Raw genomic sequence first — 18,402 nt, 5'->3', positions numbered from 1 at the left:
TCCTGGGCGGCTCGTCCGCACCCCCGGCGGGTGGATCGTCTAGAGTGGAGGCGTGGCTCGGCCCTCACATCTGCCCCCGGCGCGCATACCCGCCTCCCCACGTCGCCGCGATCGCCATGGGCGCGGGCTGCGAGGGCCACTGCTGCCGCCCAACCTGCCCGCCTGGCGCACCCGGGCCGAGCGCTTCGACGCCATGGTCATCGGCGCCGCGGACGCCTTGGCCCGGCGGCATCCGGAGATCGCCCAGATGCAGTTCGCCGTCGAGGAGGTGCCGCCCTCGGACCCCGCCCCGTGGGAGAACGGCGTCGTGCTCGGGCGCGGATTCGCCGCCGAGCCGCGTGCCGGGCTGCCCGCCCGCATCGTGCTGTACCGCCGCCCCATCACCTCCCGCGCCGCTGACGACGCCGAGCTGGCCGAGCTCGTGCGCCGCGTGGTGGTGGAACAGGTGGCCCTCATGCTCGGCCGCCGCCCGGAGGAGATCGATCCCGACAGCTGAGCCGACGCCGGTTCCCGGCGCGCCTCGCCGCGACGCCATGGCTCCCGCATCCGCCGGTCGGCCCGCGGTAGCCTGCGGGTGTGAGAAGAGTCCGACACTGCCGCAGGCCCGGCTGTGAGAACCCGGCCGTCGCCACCTTGACGAGCGTGTACGCCGACTCCACCATCGTGCTCGGCCCCCTGGCCACTCAGGCGCAGCCCGAGGCCTACGACCTGTGCGAGAAGCACGTTGAGTCCTTCACCGCACCGCGCGGCTGGCAGGTCATTCGACTCGCCACCGACTTCCGGCCCGCCCCGCCCTCCGAGGACGACCTGACCGCCCTGGCCGACGCCGTCCGGGAGGCGTCTCGGACTCCACGACCCAAACCGCAGCCGGCCGAGCACGCCGGCCGGCCCACCGGCCTGCTGCCCGCCTCCCTGACGGCCCCCCTGCCGGACCACCTGACCGGCCTGGGCGACGGCGAGATCGCCCGCCGCGGTCACCTGCGCGTGCTGCGCGGGGACAAGCCGGAGGACTAGCGCGCTCCGGCCGGCCGCCTCCGGTTCGGACACCACCGGGGCGCTGACGCGCAGCGACGGCGAGTGCGGTCAACGCGATGGCGTGCCCGTGGGTGCGGCCACCTCGTGCGGCGGGGTCTGCAGGGTGCTGCGGGCCTCGTCCTCCAGGCGCCGGTCCCGCAGCTCGAGCATGAACTCGCGGTCGCGGCGGGCCGCCAGCATTGCCGCCAGGAAGCGCTCCGGATGCGTGTGCGGTGGTGGAGGCGGCGCCACATAGGGCTCCGCCTGCGCGGCCAGTTGCGTGGCCAGGCGCGCACGTGCCTGCGGCTGCATGGAGGAGGCCCGCTGCAGAAAGGTGCGCACCACCAGCGCCAAGTGCCCGGGCAGGGCACGCAGATCGGCGTCGGCTGCCCAGGCGGCCAGCTCCGGCGGCATGAGGATCGGTGGGGCGTCGGCGACGCCGTTGCGGTCGCGCACCGCGTAGGTGCCCGCCAGCAGGTCGCCCAGGCGCTTGCCTCTGCGCGTCACCACGCAGGCGGCCACCGCCGGAACCCCCGCAAGCAACCAGATCTCGAGGACCCCTACCAGCACCCGCACCAGGCTGTGCCGCAGCCGCACCGCCCCGCCGTCGTCGCGGACGATGCGTGAGCCGGTCACCATCCGGCCGGCCGAGCGTCCCCGGGACAGCACCTCGACCGCCAGCGGCACCCCCACCAGCCAGCCCAGGAGTACCAGGGAGAACAGCACTATCACCAGGGCCTCGGAGGGGTTGTCGACGATCCGGTCGCCCACCACGGCGGCCGTTATCAGCGTGATAGCCAGTCCCATCCCGTACAGCGCATAGTCGATCAGCCCCGACAGGATGCGGGCTCCGGGGGATGCCGGCAGCACCTCCAGGGCCACGGCCTCCCCGGTGACCATCAGCTCCGGTGTCATCATCCGCTCGGACGAGGCGGCAACCCCATTCACCATGTCAGACTCCCCTCGTGGATATTGACGCCTATGCCGCCGCGCACCGCGACCAGTGGGATCGCCTGGACCGGCTCACATCCCGACGTCGGCTCACCGGCGCCGAGGCGGACGAACTGGTAACCCTTTACCGGGCCACCGCCGGGCACTTCTCGCGCATCCGCACCGGCGCTCCCGACCCGGCGCTGCTGGCCGAGCTGTCCACCCTGGTAGCGGCGGCTCGCGGCCGCATCACCGGGACTCGCGAGGCGCGCATCAGTGACGTGCGGCGCTTCTGGCTGGCAAGCGTCCCCGCGGCCCTGTATCGGCTGCGCTGGTGGACGGTGGCGGTGACCGCGGCGGAGGTGGTGATCGCCGTCGTCGTGGGCGTGTGGACGCTGCGCAGCCCCGAGGCCATGGCGGCCCTCGGCTCGCAGAGCGAGCTCGACACCTACGCGCAGGAGTCCTTCGAGGCGTACTACTCCAACTTCGCCGCCGGCGAGTTCGCCGGCTACGTGTGGACGAACAACGCCCGCATCGCCGCGCTGTGCGTGGCCGGCGGCATCACCGGCGTGCTCCCCGCCTACATGCTGTTCGCCAACGCCGTGAGCATCGGGCAGGCGGGCGCCATCATGGCAGACCATCACCTGCTGGGCCAGTTCTTCGCCCTCATCACCCCGCACGGGCTGCTGGAGCTGACCTGCGTCTTCGTCGCCGGCGGCGCGGGCCTGAAGCTGTTCTGGACCCTGCTCGCCCCCGGGGGCAGGTCGCGGGGAGCAGCCCTCGCAGCCGAGGGCCGCTCCCTGATCACTGTGGCGGCGGGCCTGACGGCGGCGCTCGCGGTCTCCGGATTCATTGAGGCCTTCGTCACCCCGGCGCCGCTGCCGTGGCCGCTCAAGGGGCTGATCGGAGCGCTGGCCCTGGCCGTGTTCTGGGCGTACACGCTGCTGCCGGGGCGTCGCGCCGTACTGGCCGGACACACCGGAGACCTGGAGGCGGATGAGGCCGGCGCCGTCCAGGTCGAGGTCGGCTGACCGGGGGCCACCGGCCGCGGCGGCAACGGCGAGCGCGGATCCGGCCCGCGCAGCCTCCCAGGGCGACCCGACGACCCCGGCCGCTCGCCCGGGCGTGGGCGGGGCACACGCACTGGTACGCATCACAGCCTCCCCGCGGCCTTGAGCGCCAGGTAGGCATCGGCCAGCGCGGGGGCCAGGGCGCCGGGCGGGGCCTCCACCACCTCCACGCCGGCGCGGCGCAGGCGTTGACGTACCGCATCCAGCTCCACCAGGTCGCGCTCGGCGGCGGCCGCCGTGTAGACGCTCTCGGCGTCGTCGCGCCGGGAGCGCAGCTGCTCCAGGCCGGGGTCGGTGGCCGAGGCCACCACCACCGTGTGCTTGCGCGCCATGGTCGCCAAGGCCCGCAGCATGGCGGCGTTCGCCCCCGACCCGTCCAGCCCGGTCAGCACGACCACGAATGAGTGCTGGGACAGGGACGCCTCCACCGTCGCCGCGACCAGGGTCCAATCCGTCTCCACCAGCGCCGGTTGCAGCGGGGCGAAGGCGTCCGCCAGGGCTCCCAGCAGGGCCGCCCCGGACACGCCTCGCACCTGCGCCCGGGTATCCACGTCCATCGCGACGGCGTCAACCCGGTCGCCCGCCCTCGAGGCCAGCGCCGCCATCAGCAGCATCGCCTCGATCTGGGCGTCCAGCCGCGGGGCGTCGTCGAGCCGCGCCGCCGCCATTCGCCCGGTGTCCACGATCATGAGCACCCGCCGGTCCCGCTCCGGCCGCCAGGTGCGCACCACCACTTCTCCGCGCCGCGCGGTCGAGCGCCAATCGATGGAACGCACGTCATCGCCGACCACGTACTCACGCAGGGAGTCGAACTCGGTGCCGGCCCCGTGCACCATCACGGCGCTGCGTCCGTCCATCTCCCGCAGACGGGCCAGACGGCTGGGCAGGTGTCGGCGGGAGGCGAACCGGGGCAGTACGCGCAGCCTGGCGGGCGCGTCCAGCGAAGCCTGCCGTCCGGCCAGCCCGAGCGGCCCGCGCACCCGCACCGTGATCAGGTCCGCCATGCGGTCCCCGCGGCGGGTGGGGGTCAGCGCGGTGCGCGCCCGGCGTTGACGCCCGGCCGGGATCACCAGGCTCCTTCGCTCCTGCGAGGCGCCGGCCGACGGCGTCCAGGCGTCACGTACCAGCACCGACATGCTGCGGCTGGTGGTGTTGAACAGAGTCAGTGTCTCAGTGACGGTCTCGCCCAGGCGGACCGACCGGGGCACCGCCCGCGTGGCGCGCAGGCCTCGGGGCGAGGGCGCCGCCGCCACGTCCACGGCCACCAGCGCGGCCACCAGGGCCGTCCACGCCAGGACAGTGGCCGGACGGGGCACGAGGAACACGAGTACGACCCCGGCGGCGAGCAGCCAGACGGAGCGCATGGTCAGGTACACGGGCGCCTCCTACCAGTGGCCGGCTACCGCGGCACCGGTACCGAGCGCAGGGCGCCGTTGATCACGGACTCGGTGGACACGCCCTCCAGCTCCGCCTCGGCGCGCAGCTGGATGCGGTGGCGCAGCGTCGGCAGGGCGAGTGCCTTGACGTCGTCGGGGGTGACGAAGCCGCGCCCCGACAACCAGGCCCAGGCCTTCGCCGTCGCCAGCAGCGCCGTCGCCCCGCGCGGGGAAACACCCAGGGACACCGACGGGGAGGTACGGGTGGCCCGCACCAGGTCGACGATGTAGGCGAGCACCTCCGAAGAGGCGTCGACGGTGCGCACCTGCTCGCGGGCGGTCGCCAGGTCGCCCGGGGAGGCGACGGCCTGCAGGCCGGCTCCGGGCAGGTCGCGGGGGTTGAAGCCGGTGGAGTGGCGGGACAGGACCTCGATCTCCTCGCCGCGTTCTGGCAGCGGCAGAATGAGCTTGAGCAGGAAGCGGTCCAACTGCGCCTCCGGCAGCGGATAGGTGCCCTCGTACTCGACCGGGTTCTGGGTCGCCACCACCATGAACGGATCCGGCAGCGCCCGCGGGTCGCCATCGACCGACACCTGGTGCTCCTCCATGGCCTCCAGCAGGGCGGCCTGCGTCTTGGGCGGCGTGCGGTTGATCTCGTCGGCCAGCAGCAGGTTGGTGAACACCGGGCCCTCGCGGAAGGAGAACTCGGCGGTGCGCGCGTCGTAAATCAGCGAGCCGGTCACGTCGCCGGGCATCAGGTCGGGGGTGAACTGCAGCCGCTTGGTGTCCACGTCCAGGGAGGTCGCCAGCGAGCGCACCAGCAGCGTCTTGGCGACTCCGGGCACGCCCTCCAGCAGCACATGGCCGCCGGCGAGCATGGCGATCACCAGCCCGGTGACGGCCGGATCCTGACCGACCACCGCCTTGGCCACCTCCGCGCGCACCGCCCGCAGGCGCGCGCGTGGATCGGTGCCGCCGGACGTCGTGGTCGGCGGCGCCGCGGCGGCCGCCGGGACCGCACCGTAATCGTGGGCGCCGCCGGTGGGCAGCGCCGTGGTCGGCACCTCGCGCTCGTCGACGTGACGCGGCTCGTTGTGGGGGACGGGGGGAGTGGTCATCGCTGATGGACCTCGCTCTCGAGTTGTTCCAGACGTACGGCCAGGTCCGCCAGGGCATGGTCGTCGGTGGGGGTGGGCCCGTACAGGGCATGGTCGATTTCGGCGACGGGCCAGCCGCTGGCGCGGGCCGCCGCCTGGATGAGTTCGCCCCGGCCGGCCGGGGGCCCCAGTCCGAGGCTGCGGCCGAGCCGGAGGGCGGTGCCCGCCCGCAGCGCCTGGGCGGCGCGCTCGCGATCCCCGGCCCTGCGGTACAGCCGGCCCCGCCCGATGGCGGTCTCGGTGGCCCGCACCACCACCGGCAGATCCTCCGACACGAGCCGTCCGAAGCGGCGCCCGCGCACGAGCGCCAAGGCAGTCACGACGACGACGCCCAGGAACAGCAGCACCGGCAGCCACGGCGGCAGCATGGGGGTATCCCAGACCGTCTGCGAGACCGCCTGTGAGGCGTCGAACCAGACCAGCTGCTGGTGGTGTCCCAGCGCGCGGATCGCCAGCGCCGCGTTGCCGGCGGTGGTGAGGTTGGCGTTGGTGACGATGCGGGGGTCTGCGATCACCCGCAGCGTCCCCCCGCCTGTGAGGGGGGCGGTGGCGTAGGCGTAGGCGTCCTCGCCCACCGGGAAGCAGCCGACGGCCTCCTCGGCCCCGTCGAGGGAGACGGACCCGGCCGATCCGGCCAGCGAGGCGGCGGCCACGGCGTCGGGGTCGGTGCACGCCGGCTCCAGGGAGGCGTCGGCTCCCGCGGAGGCGCCGGTGGAGGTGATGTCGGCCAGCCGGTCGAGGTCCTGGTAGAGGGTCCCCAGCACCACCACGTCTGCTCCCGCCCGGGCCAGCTGCGAGCGGGCGTAGTCGGACAGGTCGCCCACATTGAGCACGACGACGGTGGCGCCGTCCGCGGCGGCGCTGATGGCCGCGTCGGCCGAGCTGACGCTGGTGACGTTCACGCCCTGGTCGCGCAGCAGTGCGGCCAGCGCCTGGGCGCCGTCGGAGTGAGGGTTGTCGATGGCGTAGGGCACCTTGGAGGACTGCGGACTCGTCCACAAGGTGGCCAGGGCTACCAGCAGGAGCAGCGCCCCGGCGGCCAGGAAGGGGCGCCAGCTGCGCAACCGCTCGCCCGGAGTGGCGCCAACGACCTGGCCGGGCCGGGACTCGGGCCGGGCGGCGGGGGACGGCGTCGTAGTGGTGGGTGAGCTCATGCGGGCACCTGCCCTGTCGGCACCGGCGGAGCGAGGGGTGCGCGGGCCACCCGGTCGGCGAACTCACGCATCCAGGCGTCCTGAGCGGGGGCGGAGACGACCCGCCCGTAGCGGACCGCGTCGAACAGGCGGGCGGCCTCGTCCATCTGGGCGGCGAGCTCGCCCAGCGGGCGGGCAGCCAGCAACGCCGCCTCGTGCGCGGTCATGCCCGGATAGTCCTCAATGACGCCGCGCTCGTCGAGCATGCGGACGATCGCCCGGAACCGCTCGACGACGGCGGTCGTCCAGTCTCCCTGTCCTGCCGCGGCATCGGCGGCGCGGGTCAGGGCGGCGGCGTCACGATCGTCCTCGAACAGGGCAGTACCGGTGCGGGTGACGCGTCGTGCCCAGGTGACGCGGGCGAACAGCACCACCAGTGCGGTGAGCAGGGCGAGAGCCAGCACCACCACGATCAGGACGGACAGCCAGGCCGGTGCCCCGGGCACGGCCGCGCGCGGGTCCAGGTGCTCAACCAGCCATTGCCAGATACGCTCCCAAAGGCCGGCGGCCTGGTGGTAGACGGGCTTGGCCAGCTCCTCCTCGGCCGCGCGGCGGGCCTGGTCGGCGTCGGGCGTGGCCGGGACGTCCCGGGGCGCGGGCGCCCGGAGGCGGCCGCAGGCGTACAGGCCGAGGGCGGCTGCGGGGACTGGCGTAGGGGTCATGGCGTCTCGATGGGCGTGGTTGTCATCAAACGCCGGCGGAGCGGCGCAGCTCGACGTCCAGGCCCTCCTGGCGCATGCGCAGGTCGATGTAGAGCAGGGCGCGCGCTGCCGCGGAGAACGGCAGGATCACCGCGCTGAGCAGAGACGACAAGAACATCGTGAGCGCCGTCAGCAGCGCGGAGGTGGAGGCGCCGGTGACGAACAGCGAGCCGGCGCCGGAGATGAGGCCGATGGGCATCGCGAGGACGTAGGACACGGCGGTGACGAGCAGCTCGACCAGCAGCAGCAGTCCCAGGGTCCGCCAGAAGCCGGTACGGGTCAGTTGCCAGGAGCGGCGGATGCCCTCCCACACGCCGACGTTCTCCAGGATCAGTGCGGCGCCGGATACGGACAGACGCACCCACAGGAAGGCCGCGGCGACCACGCCCAGGAGGAGGAACAGGAAGCCCAGTGGTAGCAGCAGCACGATTCCGCTGCTACCGCCCTCCTCGGCGACGGCCATGAACAACCAGGCCAGGAGCAGTGCCACCCCCAGGATGACCAGGGCGGCTGCGATGCAGGTGATCAGGCCGATCAGGATGGACTGGCCGATCAGCGCCCATATGCGTGGCCTGGTGCGCTCCCACACCTCGGTGGGGGTGGCGATGCGCCCCAGTACCGAGCGGGAGACGGTCACGATCAGCAGGCCGGTGAGAACAGCGGTGGCCAGCGCCGTGGCGGCCGCCGTCACGAGCGAGGAGGTGAAGGTGCCGCCGAGTAGGGACAGGGAGTCGCCGAAGACCTCGTACTCGGAGACCGAGGGGTCGTAGTCGTAGTAGTAGCTGGTGGAGCTGAGGTTGGAGACGAACGCATTCATCGAGATGAAGGTCGCCAGCGCGGAGACCAGGCCGGCTGCGCCCATTACCAGCAGCGCCGGCAGGAACATGGCGCGTGGGTTGGCCCGCAGGGACTCGAAGGCGCCGGTGATGATCTCGGTGATGCTCAGCGGCCGCAGGGGGATGATGCCGGGCTTGGGGGCGACGAAGAAGCCGGCGGGGCCCGGGGGATAGGCGCCCGCCTGCTGGGCGTAGTGAGAGTACTGGGGGCCGGCGGTGTAGCCCTGGTCCTGAGGGGCCTGCTGGCCGTAGGCGGGCTGCCCCGACTGGGGGGCGTAGGCGCCGTACTGGGGAGCGGGTGCCGGTCCCGGCTGCGGGATCCGCCCGGATGCGGGGGAGTGGCTTGAGGGATCGCCCCCGGAGGGGGACTGCCAACCGGTGTTGTCGCTGCTCATGGGCATACTGTTTCACGCCGTCGGCGCCGGTGCTCTCCCCCCTGAGGAGGAGAAGTGCCCGCGAGTCTCTCGTCTCGCCGAGGCTGTGCAGCTGTCGGGCCCGGGTCCGGCTGTGCGGCTGCATCGGTGCGGACACGCCCGGAAGACGCGCGCCACTGAAGTGAATTCGACTTGGGCGCAGGCGTGTGACGCGTCCCTCGGGGTGGGGGCGAGGCCCGGTTTGAGGGCCGGAAATACCGCCTCCCCTTGAGCTTACGATGACCTTAATTGTGTATGATGAAGGTCACGGTGTGGCATGTAGGTGCCATTAGCGACTGGCTTACGTGTCAAGATAGGCGCCATGCGCACTCGCATTCTGGTCGTTGACGATGACACTGCCCTGGCCGAGATGATCGGCATCATGCTAGAGGCGGAGGATTACACTCCGTCCTTCTGCGCCGACGGCGCGAAGGCTCTTGAGGCCTTCCGTGAGACCGATCCGGACCTGGTCCTGCTGGACCTCATGCTCCCGGGCATCGATGGTGTGGAGATCTGCAAGCTCATCCGCGCCGAGTCCGACGTGCCGATCATCATGCTCACCGCGCGCACGGACACCCAGGACGTCGTCGCCGGGCTCGAGGCCGGTGCCGACGACTACGTCACCAAGCCCTTCAAGTCCAAGGAGCTGCTGGCCCGCGTGCGCACCCGCCTGCGCCGCAACATTGACGCCAACGGCGCCGAGCACGTGCGCGCCGGAGACCTGGACATCGACGTTTCCGGCCACCAGGTTCACCGTGGCGACACCGTTATCAACCTCACTCCGCTGGAGTTCGACCTGCTCGTCACCCTCGCTCGCACTCCCTGGAAGGTGTTCACCCGCGAGGAGCTGCTGGAGCAGGTCTGGGGCTACCAGCACGCCGCCGACACCCGCCTGGTCAACGTCCACGTGCAGCGTCTGCGCGCCAAGATCGAGAAGGACCCCGAGCATCCCAGCATCGTGGTCACCGTGCGCGGCGTCGGTTACCGTGCCGGTGACGGCAAGTGACTGCGGGCGCGGTGACGCCTGAGTCCCGCCCCCTTCGCAGCCCGAGTCTCGCAACCGACTGACCGTGGACACCCACAGCTCGGGCCGGAATGCGGGACGTCACGGCGTGCCGTCCCCATTGCGGGCGGCACGCCGTTCGCTTGGCACCTCCATGGTGCTGTTCGCGACCATCGCCGGGGTGGTGCTCATCGCCGTGCTGCTCGTGGCCATCACCATCACCATTCGCAACGACGTCTTCGCCGAGCGGCGGGCTGCCATCCTGGCCGATGCCCGCCAGCGGACGGCCGCTGCCCAGTCGGCCTTCGATGCCGCCACTGTCAACACGGCTGATGACCTGACTACCACCGCGCAGGCGCAGCTCGCCACCATCAACGACTCCTTCGTGGGCGCGGGCGGTGTGGGCGTGATCCTGCGCCGCGCCGACGGCGAGACCTCCACCACCATCATCAACGACCTGGCCACCGATGCGGATCTGGGCACACTGATAACTGACGGCCTGGTGGCCCAGATTGACGCGGGCGAGGTCGGTACGCAGTACTCCCAGTCCGTGGGCATCCCCGACGGCGACGGCGGTACCGCCCCGGGGCTCGTGGTCGGCTCCCGCATCAACCTGCCGCTGGCCGGCGGCTACAACCTGTTCCTGGTCTACACGCTGGCGCCCGAGCAGCACGTCATCGACCTGGCCACCCGGGCGATCATCATTGCCGGGGCCGGCTTCCTGCTGCTGCTCATCCTCGGCCTGTGGGCACTGACCTCGCGCGTACTGTTCCCGATCCGGCGCGCCTCCCTGGCCGCACAGCGGCTGGCCGCCGGTCACTTGAACGAGCGGTTGCCGGTGTCCGGGGACAACGAGATCGCCACCCTGTCCCGCTCCTTCAACAACATGGCCGACTCCCTGGAGGCGCAGATCCAGGCCTGGGAGAACCTGTCAAAGGTGGAGAAGCTGTTCGTCTCCGACGTCTCCCACGAGCTGCGCACGCCCCTGGCCTCCATCCGCCTGGCCGCGGAGCAGATCTGGCAGGCGCGCGACGAGATCCAAGACCCCTTCGCCACCCGCAGCCTGGAGATCCTCATGCGCGAGATCGACCGCTTCGAGCAGATGCTGTCGGATCTGCTGGAGATCTCCCGCATCGACTCCGGCCGGGTACAGCTGCGCGCCGCCGAGACGGACATAACCGCCACCCTGCGCGGTGTCCTCGACCTGGTCGCCGTCCACGTGGAGGCCTCCGGCTCGCAGATCCGCCTGCACGTCCCCGAGGCGCCCGTCGTCGCCGAGGTGGATGTGGCCCGGGTGGAGCGCATCCTGCGCAACCTCATCGTCAACGCACTGGAGCACGCCGAGGGCTCACCCATCGACATCACGGTCGCCGCCAGCGACGACGCCGTGGCAGTGCGTGTACGCGATCACGGGGTGGGTATGAGCCCGGACGTGGTCAAGAAGGTCTTCGACCGCTTCTACCGCGCCGACCCCTCCCGCAAGCGCACCCTGGGCGGGACCGGGCTGGGGCTGTCCATCTCCTTGGAGGACGCCGTCCTGCACGGGGGCACGCTCGCCGCCTGGGGCTGGCCCGCGGACGGCGCCTCCTTCCTGCTGACGCTGCCGCGGCACCTCGGCGCCGACGCCGGCCCCGGCAGCTTCGCCAAACCCGGCCCGCTGGACGTCGTACCCGAGGACGCCCCACCCGTTTCCCGCGTCGGCGCCCGCAGCACGGAGCCCGTGGACGCCGCGCCGACGCCCCCGGCGCTGACTCCCTCGCCGGCCTCCCGCCGTTCCGACGTCGACCGTGATCTCGAGCAGGAGGAGGTCGCCGCGCCCGCGGCCGGAGAGGCGGAGACCGCCGCGCGCGTCTCCGCCATCGGCCCGGGCGAGGGGCCCACGGTCCCCACCCCCGAGGACGTGGACGCCTACAAGCAGCAGGAGGAGGCCCCCCGGTGAGCGGATCCGCATCAGCCGCTCCCGTTCGGCCTCCCCGCGCTCCAGAGCTGCCGCGCCGCCGAGTGCTTGCGGCCCTGGTGCTCGGCAGCGGCACCCTTGCCGCCTGCACCGCCCTGCCCACCTCTGGGGACGTCACCGAGTCGGACGACTCGGGCGCCGCGGACGAGCAGCTCGTCCAGACCGCGGCCGGTCCGGCCGAGGGCGCCGCCCCGGACGAGATCGTCACCGGATTCCTGCGTGCCTGCGCCGCCGGGCTGTTCGACGACTTCACCACTGCGCGCGCCTTCCTCACCGCTGCCGCCTCCGCCTCCTGGCAGCCCACCGCGACGGTAGGCGTCTATGACGGCTCGACCGCGCCGGTCATCACACTCGTCGACAGCGAGGTGACGGTTGCGGTCGACCTGATCGGCGTGGTCGATTCCGTCGGCGTGTTCACCGGCGCCGCCGAGCCCGACCACGCCTGCCGCTACACGCTGACCGCCGACGACTCGGGACAATGGCGCATAGCCGAGCTGCCCGCCGGAATGCTCCTGTCCGACGGCGACCTGACCGCGGGATTCGGCTCCGCACCACTGTTCTTCCTGACCCCAGACCGCTCCCGCCTGGTCCCGGAACTGCGCTGGCTGCCCCGCCACGAGTTCCCCCGCCGGCTGATTGAGGCGCTGCTGGGCGGGCCGTCGGCCTGGCTCGCGGCGGGCGTAACCACTGCGGTGCCCGAGGGCACCGCGGTGGGGGACGACGGCGTCGTCGTCGAGGACGGCACCGCCGGCGTGGACCTGACCGGTATGGGAGACCTCGGCGCGCTGGATGAGACGCAGCTGGGACTCCTGGTGGCTCAGATCCGGGCGACCCTGGTGGAAGCGGCCGACCTTACTCAGGCGCGGAGCGTCACCGTGCGCGTCTACGGGGAGGAGCTCGGCGCTCCGGCCGCTCTGCCCGCCGTCGATACTCCCCCCGGGGCGGTGGTGGGGATGTGTGCGGGCGCCGTGGTGCAGGGCACCACCTCTACCCGCGCCACACTGGTGGCGGCGCAGACCCTGGGCGGCGACGCCGCCTCTCATCCCGCGCTCGGGGCAGACGGAACCGTGTACGCGCTGAGCCGGTCGAGCCTGCTGCGCGTGCCGCCAGGCCGGAACGTGGCCGACGTCATCTTGTCGGTGGGTGAGGCCGACGCCGACTCGGATTCCGACTCCGTCGAACTGCTGCCCCCGATCGCCGATCGGCACCAGTGGGTGTGGACCGGAGCCGAGGGCGGGCTCCTGGCCGTTGACGAGCGCGGTCGGCGTGCCGGGCTCGAGGCCCGGTGGTTGGAGGGCCGGAAGGTGGGGGCCTTCGACCTGTCCGCCGAGTCCACTCGCATTGTGGTGCGCCACCGCGCAGGTGATGAGCAGACCGACGAGCGCGTGAGCGTGGCCGCCATCGTCCGCGACGACGGCACTCCCACCGGGCTGGGCGATCCCCTGGACCTGCCCGCCGCGGTCGGCGCTCGCACCGAGGCGGTCGTCTGGTACGACCCCCTGAGCGTTGCCGTCCTGCCCGCCGGTGACGGGCAGGAGGCGTCGGGCATTCTGCGGGTCCCCGTCGGTGGGCCACTGGCCACGTCCATCACCTCACCGGCGGCGGTCGCCGTCACCGCAGACCGGGCCACCGGCGCGGTCCAGCTGACCGACTCCGCGGGCCGCATCTGGCAGCACAGCGGCGCCGCCTGGCGCGTGAGTGCCACCGACGTGACAGACATTGCCTACCCACTGCCATGAGCGGCCACCAGCATCGGGCGGACCCTAGCTGATTGAGCGACCGCTCCTGCGGATCCGAAACTGCTGAGTGCCCCGCGTGCGGAGACCGCACGCGGGGCACTCGCGTCACTGAGCCGACCGTGGGCAGGATCAGTCGCCAGTAGTCACCTGAGCGTTCAGGCGGATCACGCCGTAGGTCCATCCGTGCCGGTGGTAGACGGCGCAGGGCTGCATGGTGGACTTCTCAATGAACAGGTAGAAGGGGTGGCCGACCAGTTCCATCTGGTACAGCGCCTCGTCCACCGTCATCGGCACCGCCTCGTGGAGCTTCTGGCGCACGACCACCGGGGAGTCTCCCAGCTGGGACTCCACCGCGACGCCCGGCTCGGTGGGGGCGGACGGGGAGTCCTCGATGGGCAGGTCGCCGGTGTCCGGCAGCTGCGGCTCCTCGGCGGGGGCCGGCGCGACGGACTCGGGGAGCTCGACGATGTGGCGGCGGTGGTTCTTCTTCCGGTCCCTGGCCCGGCGCAAACGCTCGGTCAGCTTCCCCATGGCGATGTCGAAGGCGGCGAAGCGGTCGGAGGAGCTGGCCTCGGCCCGGATCACCGGGCCCTTGGAGATGACGGTGATCTCCGCACGCTCGGCGGTGTCCGCCTGACGCGGGTTGCGCTCGTGGGTGATCTCGACCTCGACTCGTTGGACACGCGGGTCGAACTGCTCGACCTTAGCGGCCTTCTCCTCGACGTAGTCCCGCAGACGGGAGCTGATCTCCGCGTTGCGGCCGACGACGGTGATGTCCATGGTGAAACCTCTTTCTGAGTCCAAGTGATCCTTGTGAGGGGATCGGGCTGGGGGAACACCCGCCGCACCTTGCGGCGAGCTTCGGAGTGGTAGCCACCTCCTCGTGTGCTGCCGGCGGAAAACCGGGGCGCGGCGCCTGCCTCGGGCGCTGCGCACTGCCGTGTGTGTTACGACACATAACCTACACCATTTCCCGGGGTCTCACGTACACCGCGCCGCCGGGGAGGGGCCGCCACAGCAACCGGTCTCGACGGTTACTTCGACCGGTCTCGCCGTGTTGGTGGTGCCGGTTCCGGTGTGTTGCCGGTGGAGGCGGGGGACGGGCGGGGGAGCGCCGGCCCGCCGGGGACGGACACCCGGCGGCCACGGGCCGGTGGCGGCGCGGCGGCCACCACCAAGGCGCCGCCGACGACGGCCCCGGCCTGCCGCAGTGCTCGCGCGCAGGCGCCCAGCGTGGCCCCGGTGGTCACCACGTCGTCCACCAGTACGACCCCCATGCCCTCCACCCGTGCCACCACCCGCGGCGGCACCGAGCGGTTGGCCCGCCGCTGGGCGGCCGACCGGCCCGCCTGGCGCGCGCCGCCCGCACCGGCGCGACGTCGCAGCACATCCGCGCTCGCCACCGTCACCGGATGCTCCTGCCCGACGGCGACCACGTCACCCCAGCCGGCGGCCAGACCACGGGCGACGGCGTCGGCCAGGTCCGCCGCCACCAGTCGGCCCCGCAGGCGGCGGCCCAGCCCGGACGGTGCCGGAACCACCAGCAGGCTGCCACTAGCTACGGCCGCTGCCACCACCTCGTCAGGCAGAGCGGCCGCCAGGTGGTGTCCCGTGTGCCGCCCCGCCCGGGACATCACTCCGTTCAGGTCCTCCCGCGCCCCGTTCTTCCAGCTCAGCACCAGTGAGCGCATCGGACCGGTGTAGGCGGCCAGCGCCCACACCGTCAGCTCTCCGGCGGCGTCGGCGTGCTCCACCCGGTGCGGCGCCGCGTCGAGCAGCGCCGCGCAGTCCTCGCACAGGGCCACGTCCCAGCGGCCGCAGCCGGCACAGGCCAGCGGCAGGCCCACGTGGACGGCGTCGGCGAGCACGCCGGGGAGCAGGCGAACCATGTGACCAGTCTGCGGCGTCGGCTCGCTCCGGCTCCCGCCGCGGGGCCCCCTGTCCACAGGCTCGCACGGGGGCCGTCTTCGCGGGCGGTTGTGGATAGCGGCGGATCGCCGCTCAGCGGTAAGCGATAGTCCGGGCGGCCGCGGCCCGATGGCATACGATGGCGGCGTCCGCGCCCGGTCCGACCGGGCGCGGGGCCCGTCTGCTGCAGGCGCCGCACCACGGCGGGCTCCCATCAGCTACCAGGGGAGAGACCAGCGTGTCGATTGTCGACCGGATCCTTCGCATCGGTGAGGGGCGGACCCTCAGGAGGCTTGACGCCCTCGCCACCCAGGTCGAGGCCCTCGCGGAGGACTACAAGGAGTTCACCGACGCCGAGCTGCACGAGCAGACCGCGGAGTTCAAGCAGCGGTACGCCGACGGGGAGACCCTCGACGAGCTCCTCCCCGAGGCCTTCGCCACCGTCGTGGAGGCCGCCGACCGCGTGCTCGGGCAGCGTCCCTACCACGTGCAGATCATGGGCGGCGCCGCCCTGCACCAGGGCAACATCGCCGAGATGAAGACCGGTGAGGGCAAGACCCTGGTGGCAACCATGCCCTCCTACCTGCGGGCCCTGACCGGCAAGGGCGTGCACGTGGTCACCGTCAACGACTACCTGGCCGAGTACCAGTCCGACCTCATGGGGCGGGTGCACCGCTTCCTGGGGCTGACCACGGGCTGCGTGCTGGCCACGCAGCGGCCCGCCGAGCGGCGCAAGCAGTACCAGTGCGACATCACCTACGGCACCAACAATGAGTTCGGCTTCGACTACCTGCGCGACAACATGGCCCAGCGTCCCGAGGACCTGGTACAGCGCGGGCACGCCTTCGTGATCGTCGACGAGGTCGACTCGATCCTCATCGACGAGGCCCGCACCCCGCTGATCATCTCCGGCCCCGCCACCGGGGACGTCAACAAGTGGTACAAGGAGTTCGCCAAGCTCGCGCAGCGGCTGCGCGCCGGCCGCGACTACGAGGTCGACGAGAAGAAGCGCACCGTCGGCGTGCTCGCCCCCGGCATCGAGCGGGTGGAGGACTACCTGGGCATCGACAACCTCTACGAGTCCGAGAACACCCCCCTGATCGGCTTCCTGAACAACGCCATCAAGGCCAAGGAGCTGTTCCACCTGGACAAGGACTACATCGTGCGCGACGGCGAGGTCCTCATCGTCGACGAGCACACCGGCCGGGTCCTGCCCGGGCGCCGCTACAACGAGGGCATGCACCAGGCCATTGAGGCCAAGGAGCGGGTGGACATCAAGGCCGAGAACCAGACCCTGGCCACGATCACGCTGCAGAACTACTTCCGCCTCTACCCCGAGGGGTCCCGGGCCGGCATGACCGGTACCGCCGAGACCGAGGCCGCCGAGTTCGCCGGCACCTACGGCATCGGCGTGGTCCCCATCCCCACCAACAAGCCCATGATCCGCGTGGACCAGCCGGACCTGGTCTACACCAATGTGGCCGCCAAGCTGGCCGCCGTCGTCGACGACATCGCCGAGCGCCACGAGCTCGGCCAGCCCGTCCTGGTGGGCACCACCAGCGTGGAGAAGTCCGAGCGGCTCTCCCGGCTGCTGGATGAGCGCGGCATTCCCCACGAGGTCCTCAACGCCAAGCAGCACGCCCGCGAGGCCGCGGTGGTCGCACTGGCCGGGCGCAAGGGCGCCGTCACCGTGGCCACCAACATGGCCGGCCGCGGCACCGACATCATGCTCGGCGGCAACGCCGAGCACATCGCGGTGACCGCCCTGAAGGAGGCGGGCCTGGATCCGGAGGAGAACGCCGAGGAGTACGAGAAGGCCTGGCCCAAGGCGCTCGCGGCCGCTCAGGAGGCATGCGCCGCGGAGCACGACGATGTGGTGGAGCTCGGCGGCCTGTACGTGCTGGGCACCGAGCGGCACGAGTCCCGCCGCATCGACAACCAGCTGCGCGGGCGCTCGGGCCGCCAGGGAGACCCGGGCGAGTCCCGCTTCTACCTGTCCATGGAGGACGACCTGATGCGCATGTTCGCCTCCGGCGCCGCCCAGCGCATCATGAACTCCGGCGCCTACCCCGACGACGTGCCGATCGAGTCGAAGATGGTCACCCGGGCCATCGCCTCCGCACAGCGGCAGGTCGAGTCGCGCAACTACGAGATCCGCAAGAACGTCCTGAAGTACGACGACGTCATGACCGAGCAGCGCGAGAAGGTCTACTCCGAGCGCCGCCGTGTGCTGGATGGGGAGGACCTGGAGCCGCAGCTGGCCGCCTTCCGCGCCCAGGCGGTCGGCACCATCGTGTCCGCCCGGACCCAGGAGGGCCGCCCCGACGAGTGGGATCTGGACGCCCTGTGGGACGACCTCGCCCACGTCTACCCGGTCAGCGTCACCCAGGAGGACCTGATCGACGAGGTCGGCGGCCGCGACCTGCTGTCCGCCGAGCGGCTGTCCGCCGAGCTCGCCGACGACGCCGCCGTCGCCTACGAGGAGGCCGAACGGCGCCTGAGTGACAACCCCATCGCCCGCGCCCAGCTGGGGGAGGAGCCCATGCGCGCCCTGGAGCGGCGCGTACTGCTCGCCGTCGTGGACAAGCGCTGGCGCGAGCACCTGTATGAGATGGACTATCTCAAGGAGGGCATCGGCCTGCGCGCCATGGCCCAGCGCGACCCCCTGGTGGAGTACGCCAACGAGGGGGCCCATATGTTCAAGGCCATGATGGAGGGCATCCGCGAGGAGACCGTCGAGCAGGTCTTCGCCAACGCCGCCCGCTTCGACGCCGCGGCCGCCCGCGCCGCCGAGCAGGCCGAGGCCGAGCGCGCGGGTGACGGTGTGGCGGCGGCCGGTGCCCGCAAGCGGGAGGCCGCCCGTGGCTCCGTCCTGGGCAACACCGGCCAGGAGCCCATGAACCAGCGCATCACTTATACGGCCCCCGCGGAGGACGGCACCGCCACGGCCACCCCCGCTCCGGCGGCGCAGGGCCGGGTCACTGCCAAGGCGGCGGCCTCTGGCGCCGCTGCCGGCGCGGGCGCCGGCGGTGCGGGCCACTCCGCGCCGTCGGGCGGCAACCGCAAGCAGCGCCGAGCCGCCGCCAAGAAGCGCCGCAAGTAGCC

The 18,402-nt window shown here is 72.2% G+C and carries 15 protein-coding genes; 7 read left to right on the top strand and 8 right to left on the bottom strand.

Annotated elements, in window-relative coordinates; all coding sequences use genetic code 11:
- Positions 1-52 precede the first annotated feature (52 nt).
- Together BLR49_RS01675 and BLR49_RS01670 are read left to right on the top strand one after the other, a co-directional pair.
- On the top strand, positions 53-496 hold the full coding sequence (locus BLR49_RS01675; RefSeq protein ID WP_245690299.1) for a metallopeptidase family protein: 444 nt from the start codon (positions 53-55) through the stop codon (positions 494-496).
- Between the two features lie 80 nt (positions 497-576).
- A complete protein-coding gene (locus BLR49_RS01670; RefSeq protein ID WP_092532382.1) occupies positions 577-1,014 on the top strand; it encodes a DUF3499 domain-containing protein in 438 nt (145 codons plus the stop codon).
- 69 nt (positions 1,015-1,083) lie between these two features.
- Here the strand turns inward: BLR49_RS01670 and BLR49_RS01665 are convergent, their stop codons facing one another.
- A complete protein-coding gene (locus BLR49_RS01665; RefSeq protein WP_092532379.1) occupies positions 1,084-1,965 on the bottom strand; it encodes an RDD family protein in 882 nt (293 codons plus the stop codon).
- Positions 1,966-1,979: 14 nt separating this feature from the next.
- On the opposite strand from BLR49_RS01665, the gene BLR49_RS01660 reads away from it, so the two are divergent.
- Positions 1,980-2,975: a stage II sporulation protein M gene (locus tag BLR49_RS01660; protein WP_092532376.1), complete on the top strand. Its 996-nt coding sequence runs from the start codon at positions 1,980-1,982 to the stop codon at positions 2,973-2,975.
- Between the two features lie 122 nt (positions 2,976-3,097).
- Here the strand turns inward: BLR49_RS01660 and BLR49_RS01655 are convergent, their stop codons facing one another.
- From BLR49_RS01655 to BLR49_RS01635, 5 genes are read right to left on the bottom strand one after another with little or no spacing between them, the layout of a single operon-like run.
- Positions 3,098-4,390, bottom strand: coding sequence for a DUF58 domain-containing protein (locus BLR49_RS01655; RefSeq protein WP_092532373.1), 1,293 nt, complete (start codon positions 4,388-4,390; stop codon positions 3,098-3,100).
- Positions 4,391-4,413: 23 nt separating this feature from the next.
- Entirely contained in the window at positions 4,414-5,508 is a 1,095-nt protein-coding gene (locus BLR49_RS01650) for an AAA family ATPase (protein ID WP_092532370.1), read from the bottom strand.
- The gene (locus BLR49_RS01645) at positions 5,505-6,701 is read right to left on the bottom strand and encodes a DUF4350 domain-containing protein (RefSeq protein WP_092532367.1); all 1,197 of its coding nucleotides are present in this window, start codon (positions 6,699-6,701) and stop codon (positions 5,505-5,507) included. Before BLR49_RS01645 ends, BLR49_RS01650 begins: the two co-directional genes overlap by 4 nt.
- Positions 6,698-7,402 carry a DUF4129 domain-containing protein gene (locus tag BLR49_RS01640; protein ID WP_092532364.1) on the bottom strand — a complete coding sequence of 235 codons (705 nt, stop codon included), beginning with the start codon at positions 7,400-7,402 and terminating at the stop codon, positions 6,698-6,700. The genes BLR49_RS01645 and BLR49_RS01640 overlap by 4 nt, the downstream gene beginning before the upstream one ends.
- A gap of 25 nt (positions 7,403-7,427) precedes the next feature.
- Positions 7,428-8,672: a DUF7847 domain-containing protein gene (locus tag BLR49_RS01635; protein WP_176765730.1), complete on the bottom strand. Its 1,245-nt coding sequence runs from the start codon at positions 8,670-8,672 to the stop codon at positions 7,428-7,430.
- A gap of 340 nt (positions 8,673-9,012) precedes the next feature.
- Here BLR49_RS01635 and mtrA point away from each other — a divergent pair, with 340 nt between their 5' ends.
- From mtrA to BLR49_RS01620, 3 genes are all read left to right on the top strand, one after another.
- Positions 9,013-9,696 carry an MtrAB system response regulator MtrA gene (mtrA, locus tag BLR49_RS01630; protein WP_092532358.1) on the top strand — a complete coding sequence of 228 codons (684 nt, stop codon included), beginning with the start codon at positions 9,013-9,015 and terminating at the stop codon, positions 9,694-9,696.
- Between the two features lie 151 nt (positions 9,697-9,847).
- Positions 9,848-11,632, top strand: a complete 1,785-nt coding sequence (gene mtrB, locus BLR49_RS01625) for an MtrAB system histidine kinase MtrB (RefSeq protein WP_092532355.1) — start codon at positions 9,848-9,850, stop codon at positions 11,630-11,632.
- Positions 11,629-13,389 carry an LpqB family beta-propeller domain-containing protein gene (locus BLR49_RS01620; protein ID WP_245690297.1) on the top strand — a complete coding sequence of 587 codons (1,761 nt, stop codon included), beginning with the start codon at positions 11,629-11,631 and terminating at the stop codon, positions 13,387-13,389. The genes mtrB and BLR49_RS01620 overlap by 4 nt, the downstream gene beginning before the upstream one ends.
- A gap of 129 nt (positions 13,390-13,518) precedes the next feature.
- Here the strand turns inward: BLR49_RS01620 and hpf are convergent, their stop codons facing one another.
- A complete protein-coding gene (hpf, locus tag BLR49_RS01615) occupies positions 13,519-14,169 on the bottom strand; it encodes a ribosome hibernation-promoting factor, HPF/YfiA family (protein WP_092532352.1) in 651 nt (216 codons plus the stop codon).
- A gap of 254 nt (positions 14,170-14,423) precedes the next feature.
- On the bottom strand, positions 14,424-15,278 hold the full coding sequence (locus BLR49_RS01610; RefSeq protein WP_092532349.1) for a phosphoribosyltransferase family protein: 855 nt from the start codon (positions 15,276-15,278) through the stop codon (positions 14,424-14,426).
- A 257-nt stretch (positions 15,279-15,535) separates the two neighbouring features.
- On the opposite strand from BLR49_RS01610, the gene secA reads away from it, so the two are divergent.
- A complete protein-coding gene (secA, locus tag BLR49_RS01605) occupies positions 15,536-18,400 on the top strand; it encodes a preprotein translocase subunit SecA (protein WP_092532346.1) in 2,865 nt (954 codons plus the stop codon).
- Positions 18,401-18,402 lie beyond the last annotated feature (2 nt).

The organism is Actinomyces ruminicola (assembly GCF_900103885.1).
GTDB lineage: Bacteria > Actinomycetota > Actinomycetes > Actinomycetales > Actinomycetaceae > Actinomyces > Actinomyces ruminicola.
The sequence above is the reverse complement of the archived record's forward strand: the minus strand, read 5'-3'. Positions and strand labels throughout refer to the sequence as shown.

Excerpts from the sequence above, each read along its gene's own strand:
- mtrA (WP_092532358.1), top strand. The coding sequence starts at position 9,013 with ATGCGCACTCGCATTCTGGTCGTTGACGATGACACTGCCCTGGCCGAG.
- BLR49_RS01665 (WP_092532379.1), bottom strand. The coding sequence starts at position 1,965 with ATGGTGAATGGGGTTGCCGCCTCGTCCGAGCGGATGATGACACCGGAG.
- mtrB (WP_092532355.1), top strand. The coding sequence starts at position 9,848 with ATGGTGCTGTTCGCGACCATCGCCGGGGTGGTGCTCATCGCCGTGCTG.
- BLR49_RS01645 (WP_092532367.1), bottom strand. The coding sequence starts at position 6,701 with ATGAGCTCACCCACCACTACGACGCCGTCCCCCGCCGCCCGGCCCGAG.
- BLR49_RS01635 (WP_176765730.1), bottom strand. The coding sequence starts at position 8,672 with ATGAGCAGCGACAACACCGGTTGGCAGTCCCCCTCCGGGGGCGATCCC.
- hpf (WP_092532352.1), bottom strand. The coding sequence starts at position 14,169 with ATGGACATCACCGTCGTCGGCCGCAACGCGGAGATCAGCTCCCGTCTG.
- BLR49_RS01610 (WP_092532349.1), bottom strand. The coding sequence starts at position 15,278 with ATGGTTCGCCTGCTCCCCGGCGTGCTCGCCGACGCCGTCCACGTGGGC.
- BLR49_RS01650 (WP_092532370.1), bottom strand. The coding sequence starts at position 5,508 with ATGACCACTCCCCCCGTCCCCCACAACGAGCCGCGTCACGTCGACGAG.
- BLR49_RS01640 (WP_092532364.1), bottom strand. The coding sequence starts at position 7,402 with ATGACCCCTACGCCAGTCCCCGCAGCCGCCCTCGGCCTGTACGCCTGC.